This is a genomic window from Enterococcus spodopteracolus, from assembly GCF_030441955.1.
Lineage (GTDB): Bacteria > Bacillota > Bacilli > Lactobacillales > Enterococcaceae > Enterococcus_B > Enterococcus_B spodopteracolus.
In genome coordinates this window covers 18236-36431 of the sequence record NZ_JARJHD010000003.1, presented here as the reverse complement: position 1 = coordinate 36431, position 18196 = coordinate 18236, and the positions used below count along the sequence as shown (strand labels likewise).

The 18196-nt window shown below is 38.9% G+C and carries 18 protein-coding genes and 1 pseudogene; 13 read left to right on the top strand and 6 right to left on the bottom strand.

From position 1 onward, the window contains the following. The first annotated feature begins 3 nt into the window (after positions 1-3). The 7 genes from P3R27_RS05205 to P3R27_RS05175 all read left to right on the top strand — a co-directional run bounded on the left by P3R27_RS05205 (position 4) and on the right by P3R27_RS05175 (position 7867). A complete protein-coding gene (locus P3R27_RS05205; protein WP_265262202.1) occupies positions 4-1470 on the top strand; it encodes a glycoside hydrolase family 1 protein in 1467 nt (488 codons plus the stop codon). Between the two features lie 50 nt (positions 1471-1520). Then, positions 1521-2360 carry a PRD domain-containing protein gene (locus tag P3R27_RS05200; RefSeq protein ID WP_034689921.1) on the top strand — a complete coding sequence of 280 codons (840 nt, stop codon included), beginning with the start codon at positions 1521-1523 and terminating at the stop codon, positions 2358-2360. A 505-nt stretch (positions 2361-2865) separates the two neighbouring features. Beyond that, the gene (locus P3R27_RS05195) at positions 2866-3804 is read left to right on the top strand and encodes a 2-dehydropantoate 2-reductase (protein WP_034689919.1); all 939 of its coding nucleotides are present in this window, start codon (positions 2866-2868) and stop codon (positions 3802-3804) included. A gap of 13 nt (positions 3805-3817) precedes the next feature. After that, positions 3818-4870: a PTS sugar transporter subunit IIC gene (locus tag P3R27_RS05190; protein ID WP_034689918.1), complete on the top strand. Its 1053-nt coding sequence runs from the start codon at positions 3818-3820 to the stop codon at positions 4868-4870. A gap of 137 nt (positions 4871-5007) precedes the next feature. Beyond that, positions 5008-5745 carry a tRNA pseudouridine(38-40) synthase TruA gene (gene truA / locus P3R27_RS05185; RefSeq protein ID WP_023519006.1) on the top strand — a complete coding sequence of 246 codons (738 nt, stop codon included), beginning with the start codon at positions 5008-5010 and terminating at the stop codon, positions 5743-5745. Between the two features lie 98 nt (positions 5746-5843). Then, positions 5844-6662 (top strand): peptide-methionine (S)-S-oxide reductase MsrA, encoded by an 819-nt coding sequence (gene msrA, locus P3R27_RS05180; protein WP_034689917.1) that lies wholly within the window; start codon positions 5844-5846, stop codon positions 6660-6662. Positions 6663-6871: 209 nt separating this feature from the next. Beyond that, positions 6872-7867: an aldo/keto reductase gene (locus P3R27_RS05175; RefSeq protein WP_034689916.1), complete on the top strand. Its 996-nt coding sequence runs from the start codon at positions 6872-6874 to the stop codon at positions 7865-7867. A 509-nt stretch (positions 7868-8376) separates the two neighbouring features. On the opposite strand, the gene P3R27_RS05170 is transcribed toward P3R27_RS05175, so the two are convergent. After that, positions 8377-8754 (bottom strand): S26 family signal peptidase, encoded by a 378-nt coding sequence (locus P3R27_RS05170; protein ID WP_034689915.1) that lies wholly within the window; start codon positions 8752-8754, stop codon positions 8377-8379. A 638-nt stretch (positions 8755-9392) separates the two neighbouring features. Between P3R27_RS05170 and P3R27_RS05165 the strand changes: the two genes are divergently transcribed. The 4 genes from P3R27_RS05165 (at position 9393) to P3R27_RS05150 (ending at position 11868) form a co-directional block, all read left to right on the top strand. Next, entirely contained in the window at positions 9393-9713 is a 321-nt protein-coding gene (locus tag P3R27_RS05165; protein WP_010736487.1) for a PTS sugar transporter subunit IIB, read from the top strand. Between the two features lie 23 nt (positions 9714-9736). After that, on the top strand, positions 9737-10054 hold the full coding sequence (locus P3R27_RS05160) for a PTS lactose/cellobiose transporter subunit IIA (RefSeq protein ID WP_010736486.1): 318 nt from the start codon (positions 9737-9739) through the stop codon (positions 10052-10054). Positions 10055-10089: 35 nt separating this feature from the next. After that, positions 10090-11343, top strand: a complete 1254-nt coding sequence (locus P3R27_RS05155) for a PTS sugar transporter subunit IIC (RefSeq protein ID WP_010736485.1) — start codon at positions 10090-10092, stop codon at positions 11341-11343. A gap of 123 nt (positions 11344-11466) precedes the next feature. Beyond that, positions 11467-11868, top strand: a complete 402-nt coding sequence (locus tag P3R27_RS05150) for an MmcQ/YjbR family DNA-binding protein (RefSeq protein ID WP_034689914.1) — start codon at positions 11467-11469, stop codon at positions 11866-11868. 132 nt (positions 11869-12000) lie between these two features. Here the strand turns inward: P3R27_RS05150 and P3R27_RS05145 are convergent, their stop codons facing one another. Continuing rightward, positions 12001-12729 carry a class I SAM-dependent methyltransferase gene (locus tag P3R27_RS05145; protein ID WP_284592235.1) on the bottom strand — a complete coding sequence of 243 codons (729 nt, stop codon included), beginning with the start codon at positions 12727-12729 and terminating at the stop codon, positions 12001-12003. A gap of 202 nt (positions 12730-12931) precedes the next feature. Between P3R27_RS05145 and P3R27_RS05140 the strand changes: the two are divergent. Beyond that, positions 12932-13407 (top strand): annotated as a pseudogene (locus P3R27_RS05140) (GNAT family N-acetyltransferase). Positions 13408-13428: 21 nt separating this feature from the next. Here the strand turns inward: P3R27_RS05140 and P3R27_RS05135 are convergent. Next, on the bottom strand, positions 13429-13755 hold the full coding sequence (locus P3R27_RS05135) for a YrhK family protein (protein WP_010736481.1): 327 nt from the start codon (positions 13753-13755) through the stop codon (positions 13429-13431). Positions 13756-13782: 27 nt separating this feature from the next. Further along, a complete protein-coding gene (locus tag P3R27_RS05130) occupies positions 13783-14916 on the bottom strand; it encodes an alcohol dehydrogenase catalytic domain-containing protein (RefSeq protein WP_034689911.1) in 1134 nt (377 codons plus the stop codon). A 248-nt stretch (positions 14917-15164) separates the two neighbouring features. On the opposite strand from P3R27_RS05130, the gene P3R27_RS05125 reads away from it, so the two are divergent. Then, a complete protein-coding gene (locus P3R27_RS05125; protein WP_126133847.1) occupies positions 15165-16007 on the top strand; it encodes a hypothetical protein in 843 nt (280 codons plus the stop codon). A 94-nt stretch (positions 16008-16101) separates the two neighbouring features. Here P3R27_RS05125 and P3R27_RS05120 read toward each other — a convergent pair whose 3' ends face one another. Continuing rightward, a complete protein-coding gene (locus tag P3R27_RS05120) occupies positions 16102-17796 on the bottom strand; it encodes an oleate hydratase (RefSeq protein ID WP_034689906.1) in 1695 nt (564 codons plus the stop codon). 46 nt (positions 17797-17842) lie between these two features. Then, entirely contained in the window at positions 17843-17971 is a 129-nt protein-coding gene (locus P3R27_RS05115; protein ID WP_010736477.1) for a hypothetical protein, read from the bottom strand. Between the last annotated feature and the right edge of the window lie 225 nt (positions 17972-18196).

Sequence of the window (18196 nt, the reverse complement as noted above, 5' to 3'; positions counted from 1 at the left end):
AAAATGGATACAACACAAACAGGTTTTCCCGAAGGATTTCTATGGGGAGGTGCAATTGCAGCAAACCAAGTAGAAGGAGCATGGAATATTGGTGGAAAAGGGCTATCTGTGGCCGATGTTGCAACCTACAAACCCGATGTAGACAACAAAGATTACGCAGCCCATGTAGGTGTGACGATCAAAAAAGTAGAAGAAGCAATAGCTGACCCTACAGACAAGTGGTTCCCTAAACGACGAGGGGTCGATTTCTATCATCGTTACAAAGAGGATTTAGCGTTATTTGCGGAAATGGGGTTTACTACATTACGTTTGTCGATTGCTTGGTCCCGACTCTTTCCAAATGGGGATGAAAAGACAGCTAATCCTGAAGGTGTCTCATTTTACAAAGAAGTTTTTAAAGAAATGAAGCGCTTAGGAATCGAACCGATTGTGACCTTATCTCATTATGAGATGCCACTAGCATTAGCGATGAAAGGCAACGGTTGGATTCAACGCAGTGTGGTGGATGACTTTGTTCGATTTGCAGATACTTGTTTTGACGAATTTGGGGAGTATGTTCATTACTGGTTGACGTTCAATGAAGTGGATAGTATTTTTAGACATCCATTTACGACTGCCGGGATTTTGACTGATAGGATCGAACCAGACAAAATCGAAGCGGTTATCTATCAAGCGTTACATCATCAATTTGTGACAGGGGCTTTAGCAACGAAACATTGCCATGAAAAGATCCCTGGTAGCCAAGTTGGTTGTATGTTGACGAAATTGATGACCTATCCGTTGACGAGTCGACCAGAAGATGTGGAACGAACATTAAAAAAGAATATGAACAATCATTTTTATGCGGATGTTCAAGTCAAAGGTACGTATCCGCCACTCGTATTGAAAGACTTAGCCAACCGTCATATCACAATCGATATGTTACCAGGCGACAAGGAATTATTGAAAGAACATACGGCAGATTTCTTATCGTTTAGTTATTATATGTCGATGTGTGAATCCGCAGATCCAAAGGCAGAGCGGACACCGGGGAATACCGTTTTGGGTGTTAAAAATCCTTATTTAGAAGCGACAGATTGGGGATGGCAAATTGATCCTTTAGGCTTGAAAATTTCTTTACTAGAATTATATGACCGTTATCAAGTACCCTTGATGATTGTTGAAAATGGCATGGGAGCCTTTGATGAAGTTATTGACGATGAAATCCATGATCCCTATCGAATCGCCTATTTTACTGCACATTTCAAAGCGATGAAAGCAGCCATCGATGAAGGGGTTGATTTGATTGGGTATACAAGTTGGGGACCTATTGATTTAGTCAGTGCCGGAACCTCTCAAATGTCAAAACGTTACGGATTCATTTATGTAGATGCGGATGATGAAGGAAATGGAAGTTATGATCGCTTGCGTAAAGATTCATTTTACTGGTATAAAGAAGTTATTAGAACGAACGGTCGATCCATCGAGTGAAGGAACTGTTCGATGCGCTTAAGGAGTAACCTTGAGCGAAGGAGGATATCATGAGGAAAATACTAAAGGTGCTTAACTCCAGTGTGGTATTGATCGACAGCAATCAGCAAAAAATGATTGCTTTAGGAAAAGGGATCGGTTTTGGTAAAAAGCCCGGTGAGATCATCTCGGATGATTCGATTGATGAAATCTATCTGCCCTATGATGAAGGCAAAGCTATGCAATTATTGGATTTGATCAAAGAGGTTCCTTTAACCTATTTTGAATTAACGAAAGCAATGGTCTCCAGTATGGAAAAACGACTAGGGAAACGGTTAAACTCTAGTATTTATTTAACATTACCTGATCATTTACATTTTTCAGTTGAACGTATGGCTAAAGGAATCATCATCACCAACCGGTTATATTGGGAGATCAAGAATTACTATCCGGAAGAATACCAAGCAGCGGAGCAAGCGCTAACGATCTTCAATGAAAAATCTGATGTCGAGTTACCCAATGAAGAAGCGGCAAATATTGCCTTTCATGTCATTAATTCATTGTCCCAAGAAAGTCAGGGAAACGATAGTATGAAACAAGCGAAAATGATTGGTGGTATCGTCAACTTAGTAAAATATTCGATTCGAATCGACATTGCTCCAGACTCGATCCATTATAGTCGTTTTATTACTCATGTTCGTTTTTTCGTTGAACGGTTATTTGCGAATAAGATGCTGGATGGACAAGATGATGGGCTATATCAGCAAATGTGTACCTTGTATCCATTGGCGATGGAAAACGCAGATAAAGTAAGGCAATATATCCAGAAAATGATCCAACAGGAAATCACGAAAGAGGAAGTTACCTATCTAGGTGTGCATATCAATCGATTGATGCGGCATCCTGATTGAAAAAAATAGACAAGATTGCGTAATGAATAGCAGCAAACCAGTGATCCTTTCTGGCAGCTGCTTTTTTTGTAACAAATAGGAGGAATAGGATTTTTTAGCGAAATATATATTTATAAAGTACCAGATAACCTGTTTTTTGGATAGGATCGTGTGATGGTTCACAATTGTATCTGATTTGTTATATAACGTAGTAGATTTAAAAAATTAACAAAAATAATCGAGGTTATATTAAAAAAACGAGCTGTTTTTAGTGTATAATACTCCTTAGTGTCGTACGACAACCCATCTACTAGGGCTTAAAATGGATAGATAGCGCTTACGTTTGTGAGTAATCAATCAGGCTATTTGAAATAAATCAAAGGAAATGGGAAAATGAGTCAAGTAAAATAGTTTTTCAAGCGATTGATCATTCATAACTAGCGGACATTGTGAATGATTGAATGATCGTGAGGGGAATTATTTGCTTATTCGTCGTATAACTAAATTAAAGGGGGAGAACAAAGAAATGAAGATAGCAATTGCTGGTGCAGGTGCAATGGGGAGTCGCTTTGGACTCATGTTACAAAAAGGTGGAAATGACGTGACATTGATCGATGGTTGGAAAGACCATGTAGAAGCAATCAAAGAAAACGGATTGAAAGCTAACTTTAACGGTGAGGACATCGTTGTCGATATCCCAGTCGTTCTTCAATCAGAAATCAATGACGCAGAAAAAGTTGATTTGATCGTCTTATTCACAAAAGCAATGCAACTAGAAAAAATGTTGGAAGATATTCGTCCAATGATCAAAGAGGAGACAAAAGTCCTTTGTTTATTGAATGGAATCGGCCATGAAGATATTATTGAAAAATTTGTACCAATGAAAAATATTTTTATTGGTAATACAATGTGGACGGCAGGCCTAGAAGGTCCTGGACGTGTGAAATTATTCGGTAGTGGTTCAGTAGAACTACAAAACTTAGGAGACGGACAAGAAGAAGCTGCGAAAGAATTGGCAGAAGCTTTAGCTGAATCTGGTTTGAATGCGAAGTATTCAAGTAATATCCATTACTCGATCTATCGTAAAGCTTGTGTCAATGGCACGATGAACGGCTTATGTACGATTTTAGACGTGAATATGGCAGGACTTGGTCGTACTTCTACGGCTCATGATATGGTTGTTGCTATCGTAAATGAATTTGGTCAAGTAGCAAAAGCAGAAAATATTGATTTAGATGTGGCAGAAGCAGTCGCACACTGTGAAACTTGTTTTGATCCTGAGACGATCGGTATGCATTTCCCATCGATGCATCAAGATTTGATCAAAAACAACCGATTGACAGAAATCGACTATATCAACGGTGCGATTTCACGTAAAGGAAAGAAATACGGGATCGCTACGCCTTACTGTGACTTTTTGACAGCGCTCGTGCATGCAAAAGAACAGATTCTAGAGGCGAAATAGGAGGAACAAATAAATGGATACGACGAATAAATTGACGCCAAGAATTTTTTTGAACAAAGTATTAGCTGGAACAGCAACAGGGATCATCGTAGGTCTGATTCCAAATGCTGTTTTAGGAGCTATTTTAAAGTATTTCAGTGAATATCCTGTTGCTGTGACGATCGCACAACTAGCGGTGATCTTCCAATTAGCGACACCGTTGATCATTGGTGGTTTGATCGGGTTACAATTTGGGTTTAATCCGATGCAAATGATGGTAGTAGCTGGTGCTGCATTTGTCGGCTCTGGTGTTGTCCGCTTTATGCCAGACCTTGGTGAAGCAGGGGTATATGTAGGGGCAGGTACAGGAGATATCATCAATACGATGATCACTGCAGCGATTGCTGTTGGTCTGATCCTATTGATCGGTGACCGCTTTGGCTCAGTCGCAATCGTATTAACACCAATCGTAGTCGGTGTGGGCGCAGGTCTTATTGGGTTTTATTTATTCCCTTATGTGACAGCGATCACCTCTGCAATTGGTGAAGGTATCAATAACTTTACGACATTGCAACCTATTTTGATGTCTATTTTGATCGGCTGTTCATTTGCCTTTTTGATCATTTCACCGATTTCAACCGTTGCAATTGGTTTAGCGATCCAATTGGATGGAATTTCTGCAGGAGCTGCTGCTATGGGTGTTGCTGCCACAACATTTGTGTTGATCGTCAATTCTTGGCGTGTCAATAAATCAGGTGTCACGATCGCGATTGCTTTAGGTGCGATGAAGATGATGATGCCGAACTTATTCCGTAAACCGATCATCTTGCTTCCATGTTTAGTCAGTGCGGTTATCACAGCGATACCTGTCGCACTTTTCTCTGTATCAGGAACACCAGCTTCTGCGGGCTTTGGGATCGTAGGTTTAGTTGGCCCTCTTGCTTCATTAGATGCTGGACTAAATATCGTGATGGTGTTGATTTGTTGGTTCGTCGTACCAGTCGCGGCTGCTTTATTTACGCAATTGGTATTTGAAAAAGTCTTGAAACTTTACGACCGAGAAGAAGTCTTCAAATTCTTAGGTTGATCAAAATTATAAAAGAAAAAAACGCAAAACAGAGAAATTTCTGGATTGCGTTTTTTTTTGAGAAGAAGATGGTGTTATCTGCTATACTGACACTAAATGAAAACAATGGATCATTTGATCCAATAGAGGGAGAATACATGAGAAATATAAAATTAACGATCGAATATGATGGAAAAAGATATTCTGGTTGGCAACGACTTGGTAATGATGAAAAAACGATCCAAGGAAAAATCGAAGCGATCATTTCGCAAATGACCGGGGAAACGATTGAGATTATCGGTTCTGGTCGAACAGACGCTGGAACACACGCCAGAGGTCAAGTAGCTAATTTCAAAACAGCTAGTACAATGAGTCGAATGGAGATGCTGGATTTTCTCAATCGTTATTTGCCAAGAGATATTGTGGTCAAAAAAGTGGAAGAAGTACCTGAACGTTTTCATGCTAGATATAATGCAAAAGGGAAAAAATATAGTTACTACGTTTGGAATGCTCCAATTCCAACAGTGTTTGAAAGAAACCATAGTTTTGATTATCCTAAGGCACTTGATTTGGAGAAAATGGAAGAAGCTTGTCGGAAACTAGAAGGAAAACATGATTTTATTGGATTTTCAGCATTGAAAAAAACAAAAAAATCAACAGTACGTACAATTGAAAAATTATCGGTCCAACAAGAAGGTAATATGCTTCATTTTACATTTGTAGGGGATGGTTTTTTGTATAAAATGGTACGGATCTTAATGGGAACGATTTTAGATATTGGTTCAGGTAAAGCTGATTTATCTTTGATCGATACGATTTTTGAAACGAAAGTCAGACAGCAAGCAGGCGAGACAGTTCCCGCCCATGCGCTTTTTCTAGATGAAGTGTATTATTAAGAGACGTTAAATGATTCAAAGAAAATAGGGGAAAAGCAATCTCAGCTTTTTCCTGTTTCCTTGGGTCGGCAGTAGACACTTTGGGAGGGGGAGACCCGATGAAGAAAGAGGAAGAAATCACCACTCTCTACAATTTGATTTTAAACCCAAACACGCGAGACTGGGAGCGACAACAACTAATGACAGCGAAAGAAGCGTTAGCAACTTCTGTTTCTCTAAAAGAGGTACTTGAAAAGTTGGAAGTTTCTTTGCGACCATTGGCTTTACGACAAAATCTAACTCCAGATGTCATGGATTTCTATTTGCAAATGGTCGGCGATCCGTTAGGGGAAGCGCGGTATGATTTTTCTAAACACGAACTGACAGATCCGGCAGTTCAAGAACGAGCAGTGTTTGCTGGCGGTTGTTTTTGGTGTATGGTAGAGCCTTTTGAGAAAAAAGCAGGAATTATTTCTGTGATGTCTGGATATACAGGCGGGCAGTTTGATTCCCCTAATTATGACCAAGTCAGTGGCGGCTATACCGGTCATGTGGAAGCAGTGGAGATCATATTTGATAAGCGATTGATCAGTTATCAAGAGCTAGTCGAGATTTACTGGCAAGTAACGGACCCGACGGATGAATTTGGACAATTCCAAGACCGCGGAGAACAATATCGTCCAATCATTTTTGTTCAAAATGAAGAGCAACAAAAAACTGCTGAAGCGTCGAAACAAGCATTAAGCGCATCAGGTCGCTACAGAAAACCGATAGTTACGGCTATTTTACCAGCGACAGCTTTTTGGCCGGCAGAAAATTACCATCAGCAATTTTATCGGAAGCAACCAAAACGTTACAAAAAAATAAAACAAACTCGTCGTCAATTAGCATTTTTGCAAAAAATGACTACCAATTGGGGGAAAAAAGCGAAGAACTAAAACAAGCAACATAATTTTGGTAGCGTTTTCTGTTGAAGAGATATAAATTTGAAAGTAATCTATGGGGACTTGAAATAGAGATGGCTAAAAAATCTTGGTCAGTAGTCATCTGCTATTCTTGAAAATGAAAAACGGCATTCCAGAAGTAACTCTTTATTTTTTTGGAGTGGAAGACTTCTGTGATAATCATAAAATAAGGAGTGAATGAAATGTATGTAGCTGATAAAACGCGTTATGAAAACATGGAGTATCGTAAAAGCGGTCAATCTGGATTAAAACTGCCTTTACTTTCCTTAGGATTATGGCAAAATTTTGGGGAATATGATCCCATCAGTAATCAGCGGGAAATTTTAAAGGGGGCTTTTGATTTAGGCATCACCCATTTTGATCTAGCCAATAATTATGGTGGACCTGCTGGAGCAGCGGAAACAAACTTTGGACGACTTTTTAAAGAGGATCTCAAACCCTATCGAGATGAACTGATTATCTCTAGTAAAGCAGGCTATTATATGTGGGATGGGCCTTACGGCAATTGGGGGTCTCGTAAGTCGATCATTGCCAGTTGTGACCAGAGTTTGCAACGTATGGGTTTGGACTATGTGGATATTTTCTATCATCATCGTCCAGATCCTGAAACGCCTTTGGAAGAAACCGCAGAGGCATTGATGCAATTAGTTCGACAAGGAAAGGCCCTTTATATCGGTATCTCTAACTACAATGGGGCGGACACACAGAAAATGGCGGAAATTTTACGCAAAAAAGATGCGCCCTTCGTGATCCATCAAATGCGTTACAATCTGTTTTCAAGAGAATTGCTTGAGACGGACTTAGCACCTGTCCTTGCTGAAAATGGACTAGGTGCAATCACGTTTAGTCCATTAGCACAAGGCTTGTTAACGAATCGCTACTTACATGGGATTCCTGAAGATTCACGTGCGCATCGAAAAGAAATCCCTTTTCTTTCAGAAGAACAGATTGCACCGACACTACGTAAAATCACACAGTTACAGGAAGTGGCGGAAGCGAGAGGACAAACATTGGCTCAGATGGCATTGGCGTGGAATGTGCGACAACCATCAGTGACAAGTGTTTTAGTCGGTGCTAGCCGTTTGAGTCAGTTGCAGGAAAGTGTCAAAATGAAAGATAATCTCGTCTTTGCACCAGAAGAACTAGCAACGATCGAAATGATTTTGGCAGAAAATTAACGTGTGAGAAAATCACGTTGAAGTGGATACAACAAAAGCAAGCGTGTCTGGGAGATTAGTCCTCATGCATATTCTAAAACCGAATAAACGGTAGGGACAGAAGTAACCTCTTCGGAAATAAGGCGCCAGCCACGGAAATTTGTAGAACAATTTTAGTGGCTGGCGCCTTATTTATCGAGGCTGAATACTTCTGTTCCGACCTCCTCTTGCTTATGCTATCATATCTTGTGTTTGAGAGGTGATGTAGAGACAGACGGCGTAGCTTGTTTTTCTTCATTTTTACTTGGTACAATAGCTTACCTTCTTGTTCTTCTAAAGTGAAGGTTTTATCGTCTTGCTTTTTTGTTCCTTTTCTATTTGTTTCAAATTCGTTTCCGACGCAGCAGAAAGAGCCTTAACATACAAAATACGTCTATCCTCTCCGGTTTGTATTAAAGATTCGGGGGACGAGTGGCTATCGGTTCCTGTTTTGTTTTCTGACATTATCGCTGTTTCTAGCGTTAGCTCACTTATTTTTTTTGTGAATGGTTCATTTGCGCAACTACTTCTGGACTCAGCCAAAAAATATCTGTAGGAGAATGTGGCTCGTTTCCCAAATGCAAGGTCAGTTCATTGTCATGTACTTTTATAGAATCTCCTGGGATTCCGATGATTCGTTTAATGATTTCATCCGTAGAGGATCGCTGAATAGCGATGATGATATAACGTGTGAGTGCCGAAAACTTGTCTACGATCACAATATTGCCGTTGGCTAAATCGATGTTCCAGTAACTTGTCGAAAGTGATAGCGATGAAGTGAATAAGTAAAAACAACACATAAAAGCAGCCATATTAAGATATATGGCCCTTTCTTTTTTTTGAAGTTGACCATTCGCCCAGATATACAAGAAAACAATCCCCTTTTTTTACTTGAATGGTCCTGTTAGTTATTCCAAACGTTTTTTTGGTTCTTTGACGACCTGTTCAACAAACTCGAGAATAGTCTGATGGGCATTTATTCGCGCATTTTCTAGTTCAAATAGCATGTAGACACAAAAGGTCAATGCAATAGTTAGTAAACTGTTGATGATCAAAAGTTAAAAAAATGGTTTTTTCAATAATTTCAGTTTATAAATACTGATTTTTTAGATAAAATCGTATGGGCTTACAAACGACAAAAATTTGAAGTCTTGGCAAAAAAACGTGTTACTTCTATAGAAGTGTTACAAGAATTGAAATTTATGGGAAGAATCGATGCGATTGAATCAAAAAATCAATCAACGAAGTAACTACTTGTTGATTAATTCTAGCAAACAATCATTGAAATCTACCAAGTGAGGAGCAGACTTATTTTTTACTTGGTGGTTTTTGGTGTTCCATTCTCTTTTTTTGCACACTAAAAATAGTGTGCGACATAAAAATTAGAGTGTGTTTGATAAAAAACAACATGAAAACCCTTTTATATCAAAGTGGTAAAGCGATTTCAAAGTTGGCACGATACTTGCATTATATAAAAGTGTAAGAAGAAGAAAAGGAAGTGTTCAAAATGGAGAAAAGAACAATCATGCTTGTCTGCTCTGCAGGAATGAGTACAAGTTTATTAGTGACAAAAATGCAAAAAGCAGCAGAAGAAAAAGGTGTAGAAGCGGACATCTTTGCAGTTTCAGCATCAGAAGCTGATAGCCAACTAGAATCAAAAAATGTAGACGTTTTATTATTAGGGCCACAAGTACGTTTCATGCAAAGTCAATTTGCTGAAAAACTAGCACCAAAAGGGATTCCGTTAGATGTTATCAACATGCAAGACTATGGCATGATGAACGGGGCAAAAGTATTGGAACAAGCAGAATCATTGATCAATAAATAAAAACAAGAAAAAGAGGAAAGAAAATGGAAGATCAAAAAAATTTAGAAGCGATCATGGGTTTGATCATGTTCGGTGGCAACGCAAAAAGCGATGCAATGGAAGCGATTGCTGCTGCGAAAAAAGGTGACTTTGAATTAGCAGATGCAAAAATCAAAGATGCAGAAGAATCATTGGTTCAAGCGCATCATTCGCAAACAGGGTTATTAACACAAGAAGCACAAGGGGAACACATGGAAGTTACTTTGTTAACCGTTCATAGTCAAGATCATTTGATGACATCGATCGCGTTTACAGATTTAGCAAAAGAAATCATTGATCTATACCGTCGTATAGATGCTTAAATAAAAGTTTTTTAAAGGAGAAAAGAGGAAAAGATATGGATAGCTTTGTAGCATTTATGGAGAAACACTTTATACCAGTCGCATCAAAAATCGGTGCACAACGCCATTTAGTGGCCATTCGTGACGCTTTTATGGTCAGTATGCCATTAATGATCTTAGGCGCTTTAGCTGTAATGATCAATAACTTGCCGATCCCTGGATTCCAAGAATTGATGAATTCGATTTTTGGTGGTGAAGCATGGAAAGGATTCGGTGCGGCTGCTTGGAACGGAACGTTTGCGATTCTTTCTGTTTTGATTGCGTTCTTATTAGCTTATCATTTAGCAAACGGTTACCGTAAAGATGGCGTATCTGCTGGAGTGATTTCATTAGGTTCATTCTTCGCACTAGGCGGCGCTTTAGGTATGAGTTCAAACGGATTATTTATTGCAATTATTGTCGGAATTATTTCAACAGAGATTTTTGTTCGTTTAAGTGGAAATGAAAAATTGATCATCAAAATGCCAGACGGAGTGCCACCAGCAGTAGCAAAAGCATTTGCGTCATTATTACCAGCAATGATCACGATCTCATTTTTCGCACTAATCGCTGCGATTTTTGCAGCATTCGGTGTTGCTGATATTGTTGGCGCATTCTACACGGTGGTTCAAGAACCATTTATGGGGCTTGCTAACTCTTACCCATCTGCATTATTGCTTGCATTTATTACACCGTTCCTTTGGTTCTTCGGATTACATGGAGCAAACATGGTCGATCCATTGATGCAAACCATCAATGCGCCAGCGATCCAAGCAAACGTCGAAGCGATTGCCAACGGTCAAAGTGCACCATTTATCGTCAATAAACCTTTTTTTGACAGCTTTGTCAATTTAGGTGGTACAGGTGCGACACTAGGATTACTGATTGCGATCTATTTAGTAGGACGTAGAAACAAACCTTATATGGTCGTAACGAACTTATCGATTGCACCAGGAGTATTCAATATCAACGAACCAACAATGTTTGGTCTACCAATCGTTTTGAATCCAGTGATGTTTATTCCATTTATTTTAACACCAATGGTTTTAGTAACTGTTGCGTACTTTGCGACATCAACAGGACTTGTACCAGCAGCGACAGTAATGCCACCATGGGTAACACCACCAGTGATCGGCGGATTTTTAGCAACAAACAGTCTTTCAGGCGCAGTGTTATCTGCGGTCAACTTACTGATTTCAATTCTGATCTATCTACCATTCGTTAAAGTAGCAACGATCCAAGAAATGAAAAAAGAGGCATTGAACGCGTAAAAATAAAAAACGGAGAGCAAGTGATTGCTTTCCGTTTTTTGTGTTACTACTGTTATCATTGCTATTTTTCAGAAAGCAACGTATAGTTTTTGTAAGTATTTTTTTTGAATAGGAGGATAGCATATGAATACAACAGATATTCAAAAAAGGATCGAACGATTCCAAGTATATGGGAACACCCTTCCAGGAGCTAGGGTATATTTTCGCGAAGATTGGAAAACGCTTTATTTTGATTTAGATGGTAAACAGTTTGGGATGATGAGTCCAGAAGCGAATGAAAAAGCATTGATCACGTTAAAACATTTCCCAGAAAAAAACGAGGAATTACGAACGATGTACCCTGAGAGCATTATACCTGGTTACTATGCCGATAAGAAACATTGGAATTCGATCATGTTAGTCAAAGATGAATTGTCAGACGAGGAAATCGAGAAAATGATTTTGATTTCTTATAAATTGGTACTAGCTAAATTCGCTAAAAAGAAACAAGAAGAAATCAAAAACTCAGTGATAGAAAGTGATTGAAAGCTTGAAGGGCATAAATCATTTTCTAGTCGATGAAAAAGGTCTGGAAATAGGGACAACCTATTTCCAGACGCTCAATAAAATTTGTGCAGATGGACTAAGAATAAGAATGTTTGGATCGATGATTCGCCGCTACATTTTTGTCACAGAAATAATCAACATCATCGGACGTCTTAATTCGTCTTTCATACCAGGCATATCTAACATATGTGACGGTGGTATTGGTTCAAGCACATGGTTGATTTGAAAGCCATTAGACAATAATGTCTCAAGATAAGTTGTAATCGTTCGATGATATTTTTTTACAGAAGATCCTAGGAAGTTTGTGTCACGCTCCCCTTCGTCAAAATAATGATTAACTGGAAAGTGCATGATCTGACCGTTGTCTGTATAAATCCAGTCTTGCCGACCATCTGCTGTGAAAATAGGATGTTCAACTGAAAAAAGAAATTGCCCATTCGGTTTTAGGAAGTGATGGACATGCTGGACGAGTTGTTCCCAATTTTCTACATAATGGATAGCTAAAGAACTGAACACGAAATCAAATGAGTCTTTCGCAAACCGAATCGTTGAAATATCGTCTTGCATATAACTGATCGTGGTATCGTTTGTTCGAGCTCTAGCTTCTGCTAGCATCTTCTCAGACAAGTCGACACCAATGATTTTTTTTGCCCCTTGCGAAGCAGCGTAACGACAGTGCCACCCATAGCCACATCCAAGATCAAGGACTGTTTGACCATGGAGATTGGGGAAGATAGATGCAAGCGTTGGCCATTCTCCAGTACCTTGTAAGCCATTTTTGCTACGAGGCATTTCTTTGTATCGGTCAAAAAATTGTTGATCATCGTAAATATTTGTCATGTTTGATTCCTCCATGTAATTTTTTTATTTGCTTAAACTACATGGAGTCCGTCTCTTTTGTGTGCAATCATCTCGCTCACTCCTTTGACATCTATTCTAGCTTAGGTCGGAAGAAGAAGCAAAAATTCAAACATAGATAAACATGCTTAGGCATCTATTTTACACGACGCATGAATAATGAATGGAGATTTAAAAGTTGAATATGTATCAATGGATCAAATTAAATGAACACCCAGAATTACTGGAAGAAACCGCAAGTTGGTTTTCCTCAAAGTGGGGCATCCCTGCTGAGGTTTATGCGGAAAGTATACGTACTGGAATCATCGAGAAGGAAAGTATTCCTCAATGGTATGTCATTCTCGATGGTATGTCATTCTCGATGAAAAAGGTGCAATCGTTGGAGGAGCAGGTGTCATCGAAAATGACTTCCACGACCGTCCAGATTTAGCACCTAATCTTTGTGCTTTATATGTTGAACCGGAGTATCGGAATCAGGGATTAGCAAAATGGATATTAGAACAAACCAGAGAAGAGATGCATCGATTAGGGTTCAAGAAACTTTATTTGATGACAGACCACACCTCCTTTTATGAACGATATGATTGGTCATTTTTAACTATGGTCAAGGAAGAAAGTGGAACAACTACCCGGTTGTATCAAATCACTACAACAACATAAAGAGAAGCATGAGATGTTGTATCAAATCTCATGCTTCTCTTTTTTCGCTTGTTCTCTTCGTTGTTTCTTTTCATCGTAAATAAAGACATTTCGCACGATACGTAAGATGGGGCGAGTGGTCAAGAAGATGGCGCCTGCTAAATATAAGTAATTGCTGTAATAATCAGGGATTTTCGTGAGCAAAGCAATACTCCCTAAGACATAAAAAATCCCTGTAAGCAAATCAACCGCTAAAGAAATCAATGTGTAACGATTTTGGAAATACAAGCGAAAACGCCGTCCGCGGATCTCAATATCTTCTTCTTTGCCAATCTCGACATCATGGGTATTTCGTTTGATTCTTGGCATATAAAATCACCTAACTAGTTTTTATTTCTACGGTTTCAAAACAACTTTGATATTTTTATCTTCTTTTTTATCAAAAATCTCGTATGCTCGAGCCGCTTCTTCTAACGGCATCGAATGAGTGATGATTTGAGTTGGATCAAACATTCCTTCTGTAATCATGTCATAAATTTTTGGCATCAAATGGACAACTGGTGCTTGCCCATGTTTGACATCAATATTGCGCATAAAGAATTCTTGAAGTGGATAGGAAGAAGCAGGTGTCATATAAACACCAGTGATTTGCACTGTACCAAATTTTTTCACCGCTTTAGCAGCCATTTGGATAGGTGAGATCGTTCCACTTTGTAAACTAACTAAATTTTTAGCTTTTTCTTTTGTTGGCTCTAAACCATCCATTCCGACACAATCAATGATGACATCTGCACCGCCACGAGCTAACTCATATAAATCATCTCCGGCTTGGTTCACATCGTCTAATAGATAGGTTTCGATTTGATTATAGCGGACTGCTTTGTCTAATCGGTGTTTGACTGGATCGACCGCAATGACACGTTTTGCTCCTGCCATCACAGCAAATTTTTGTGCAAATAAACCAACAGGACCTGAACCTAAGACGACGACTGTATCATCTTTTTTAACCCCTGCATTTGCAACGCTCCAATAAGCGGTCGGTAAAATATCAGATAAAAATAAAACTTTTTCATCAGGTAAATCATTATCTGGAACGATAAATGACGTAGAGTCGGCGAAAGGTACCCGAAGATACTCTGCTTGCCCACCCCAGTGATTTCCGTTCAATTTACCAAAACCGAATAATCCGCCGTATAATTCTTCCTGATTGGAATTATCACACTGACTTTCCATATGGTTTGTACAAAAATGGCAATGACCACAACTAATATTAAAAGGAATAACTACACGTTGTCCTTTTTTCAACTTTTTCACTTCAGAACCAACTTCTTCAACAATCCCCATAGGTTCATGTCCAACGACATAGCCTTTTTCCATAACGGATTCCCCATGGTGATAAAGATGGAGATCAGATCCACAAATCGCTGTCGCAGTGATACGGATGATTGCATCGGTTGGTGCTAAAATTTTTGGATCATCAACATTTCTAATTTCCATTTTTTGCTTTCCTTGCCAAGTGACTGCTTTCATCGTAGTGCTCCTCTCCTGTTTTCGTTAATAAAACTAACGATAGTTATTTATAAACTCATTCTAAGGGAATGTTACTTTTTTTCACAATGAAACGCGCTTTTAGTTTTAGTTTAAAACAGTAAAATAACTTTTGACGAAAAAAGGAAGTTGTAGTTTTATTGACTGAAAGTTATAATTATAGTAGTTGATTTCCAACAAAATAAAACGTAAAAGAACAATTTTTTGTGCTGACCTAGGAAAGGAGAGAAATGAGAAATAGTCGATTAATCAAAATAATTATAGGAGTTGTGTGTACAGTCGGGCTCTTTTTTTTATCAATTGCCGGACTTTTTTATACGACTTTAGCAAATGAAGGATTTATGAATGAACAAATCAAACAAGCAAACTACATACAAAAGGTAACGAAAGAGATCAATGGTCGTGTCCAGAGCTATCACCAAGAAGCAAGAGTCACTCCAGAGGTGCTTGCCGACAGTATATCTGAGGAATTAGTCAAAAAGAATATCGAGCATTTTGTCAAAGAAACTTATCGTGACAAGCAACCAAGCTTGATCCAAGCAACGGACTTGGAAGAACATATCAAAGAGACGATCCATACATATAAAACAGAACATGAGATCAATATCGAAGAAGGGATTGCGGGAGAAGAACTCGCTTTACATATGATCGGCGGGATCTTTGAACGAAGTGTCCAACCAAGTTATCTGCATCTTTTTATTCGAGGAATCAATGAGCTGCGCCAACAGGTACTTCACTATGCCTGGGGCATTGTGAGTGTGAGCCTATTGATCTTAGCAGGGTTCATTTATTTCAATCCAGGCTCTATCCGTTCGCGTATCAAAAAATTTGCGTGTAGTCTGATGGGCGCTGGACTGATAAGTCTAGCATTTGCCGCAACTTTATACTATGCGCAGATTTTGCAGACGGAGGAGCAAATGGCGTCACTTCAAGGATTGATGCGAACATATCTCACTAACTTTACCCTGATTGTTTTACTGATCGGAGGAAGTGAGATTGTTGTGGGCGGCTTCGCATGGCTCCTTGCGAAAAGAGAAAACAAAAAGAGAACTGTCGGGCAAAATCAAAAATAGTGAAAAAACAAAAGTCTTCCGCCTATTCTCATAGGTGGAGGACTTTTGTTTTAGGACTGAAGTAGCACAGGAAAGTGAATTCCTTTAGTGAACCTCAATCAAACATTTTTTTCGCTGCACGCATCAACGTAGGGATATCTTTGTCATAACGTGGTGTTTTCACCAAACGTGACATTGGAATACCTGCAAAATGGAATGCCGCAATTTCTCCTGAACGAACAGCACTTTGTTCGGTAAAGATCATTTGATAAGGTTGTTCAACGAACTCACCAGTAAAGGCAAGGTTTGTTGAATGTTTAGGAATGACTTTTGGTCGATCACTTTTCGCACGATTGTTAAATAAGGCAGAAGCATATGGCATGTAAACCGGAATATTATTGATGACACTATCGTAGATTTCGGTTTCTTTTTCGCGAATGTTTACTGGACCAGGATCAACTTTTGAAAGCTGACCAAGTAATTCTTCTAACATTTCTTTTCCGTTCATTTTAATATACTCTTTGTCGACAAATTCACCACGACGTCTTGGATACAAGAAGTAGCCCCAAATCACTGTTTCATTTGGTTTTTGTGAAGTGAAGTGCGGTTGGTGATGCACGACGATCGACATATTGACATCTTTTTGACCAAGTGGGGTAATCGGTGTTGTTGAAATAAATGAATTCAACGCATTACCTGGTTCTTGTGTCGTGATACGTGTGATCTCATTTAGCAACACATGATTTTTCGTTGTCAACGTAAAGCTGACCCATTCACTTGCATCACGATCTGCGAAAAATTTATCTGGATTACCTAAATTGTAGAATTTTTCACTGGCTTTTTTCCACAAACTCGAAGCAGCACCGTAATCCATATTTTCCTCTGCGGGTGTTTCGTAGTCGCCAAGTGTTGCCGAATCAGTGATCGAACCATTCGTAAATAATACGCCAGTATCTCCATCAACGACGACATGTTCTTCTTCTTGTGTTTTTGTATTGATCATCTTCAAGCCAGTCACAGTGATTTCATCTTGCATCGCTGTTTCTTTGAATTCCCAGTCAACGACACGACGATTCAAAATGATTTTACAACCTTGTTCTTTCAAATAATTGATCAGTGGCAACATAATACTTTCGTATTGATTATAGCGTGTTCGATTGACCCCAACTAAATGCTCGATTTGAGTAAACTCATAAATCATTTGGTGCATATAGCGACGTAATTCTTGTGCAGAACTACGTGTTCGAAAAGCAAAAGTCGTTTCCCACATAAACCAGAAGTTTGTTTCAAAGAAATGAGGATCATCTTTGAAATATTCAGCAATCGTCACATTATCTAATTTTTCTTCTTCTGAATCAGGCATGGCGATTAGTTTCGTTAATAATACGCGATCTTTATTGTTGAAGCCTAATTTACCGCCATCAATGATTCCCTTGCCACCTTCCAATAAGCGAGCTTTATCAAATGTCGGATGTTTGGCATCGAAATCTCGTGTATCTTCTTCGGCTGTCATGCCCGGTTCTGTGGCAGAAGGGATACGACTGAGTAGATCCATCAAATCGACATACGTACGGTAATTCAGCATACGTCCACCACGTGCAACGTAGCCTTTTTGATTTTCTAATGGGTGATTTTTGTTCCAATATTCATCAGTCACTGTGTCCACAGGAGCGCCATCATTTGATCCATGGTCATCTAAGGAGTAGAAAGTGATTTGATCTCCACGCCATTTGCCTTCTTGGATCAAATAAACAGCAGCTGCCATATTCGCGATTCCTGCACCAATCATAATTGCTTTCTTTTTTTGCATCATGCGTTCCTCCAATATTTACCAATTCATTTTCACAGCGATTTTTCTAGATGGATTCAAATTCATCATAAAGGTGACGATCATCTTCTAGTAAGCCTGTTTTTTTGCCAAGATAAACAGCACCTATAGCGACTAGTCCTAAGCCAATGCCTACTTTCAACCATTTCTTGCTCATAAAAAAACCTCCTTTTAGTTTGTGAACTATTTCTACTTCAAAGCATAGAGCGTTTAGAAAAATAAGCCAAATGATAGGGTAAGGAAGTAACATGGGTTTTTGACAGTTTAGTGGAAGTGTCTGTTTTTTCGTGTGTTTTGTAATAGATTCTTAAAAAATAGAGGTAAAGAAATTTTCGGAATTAAGTTATAACGTGTTATAATTTATTTGAATTAGAAAGGTGTG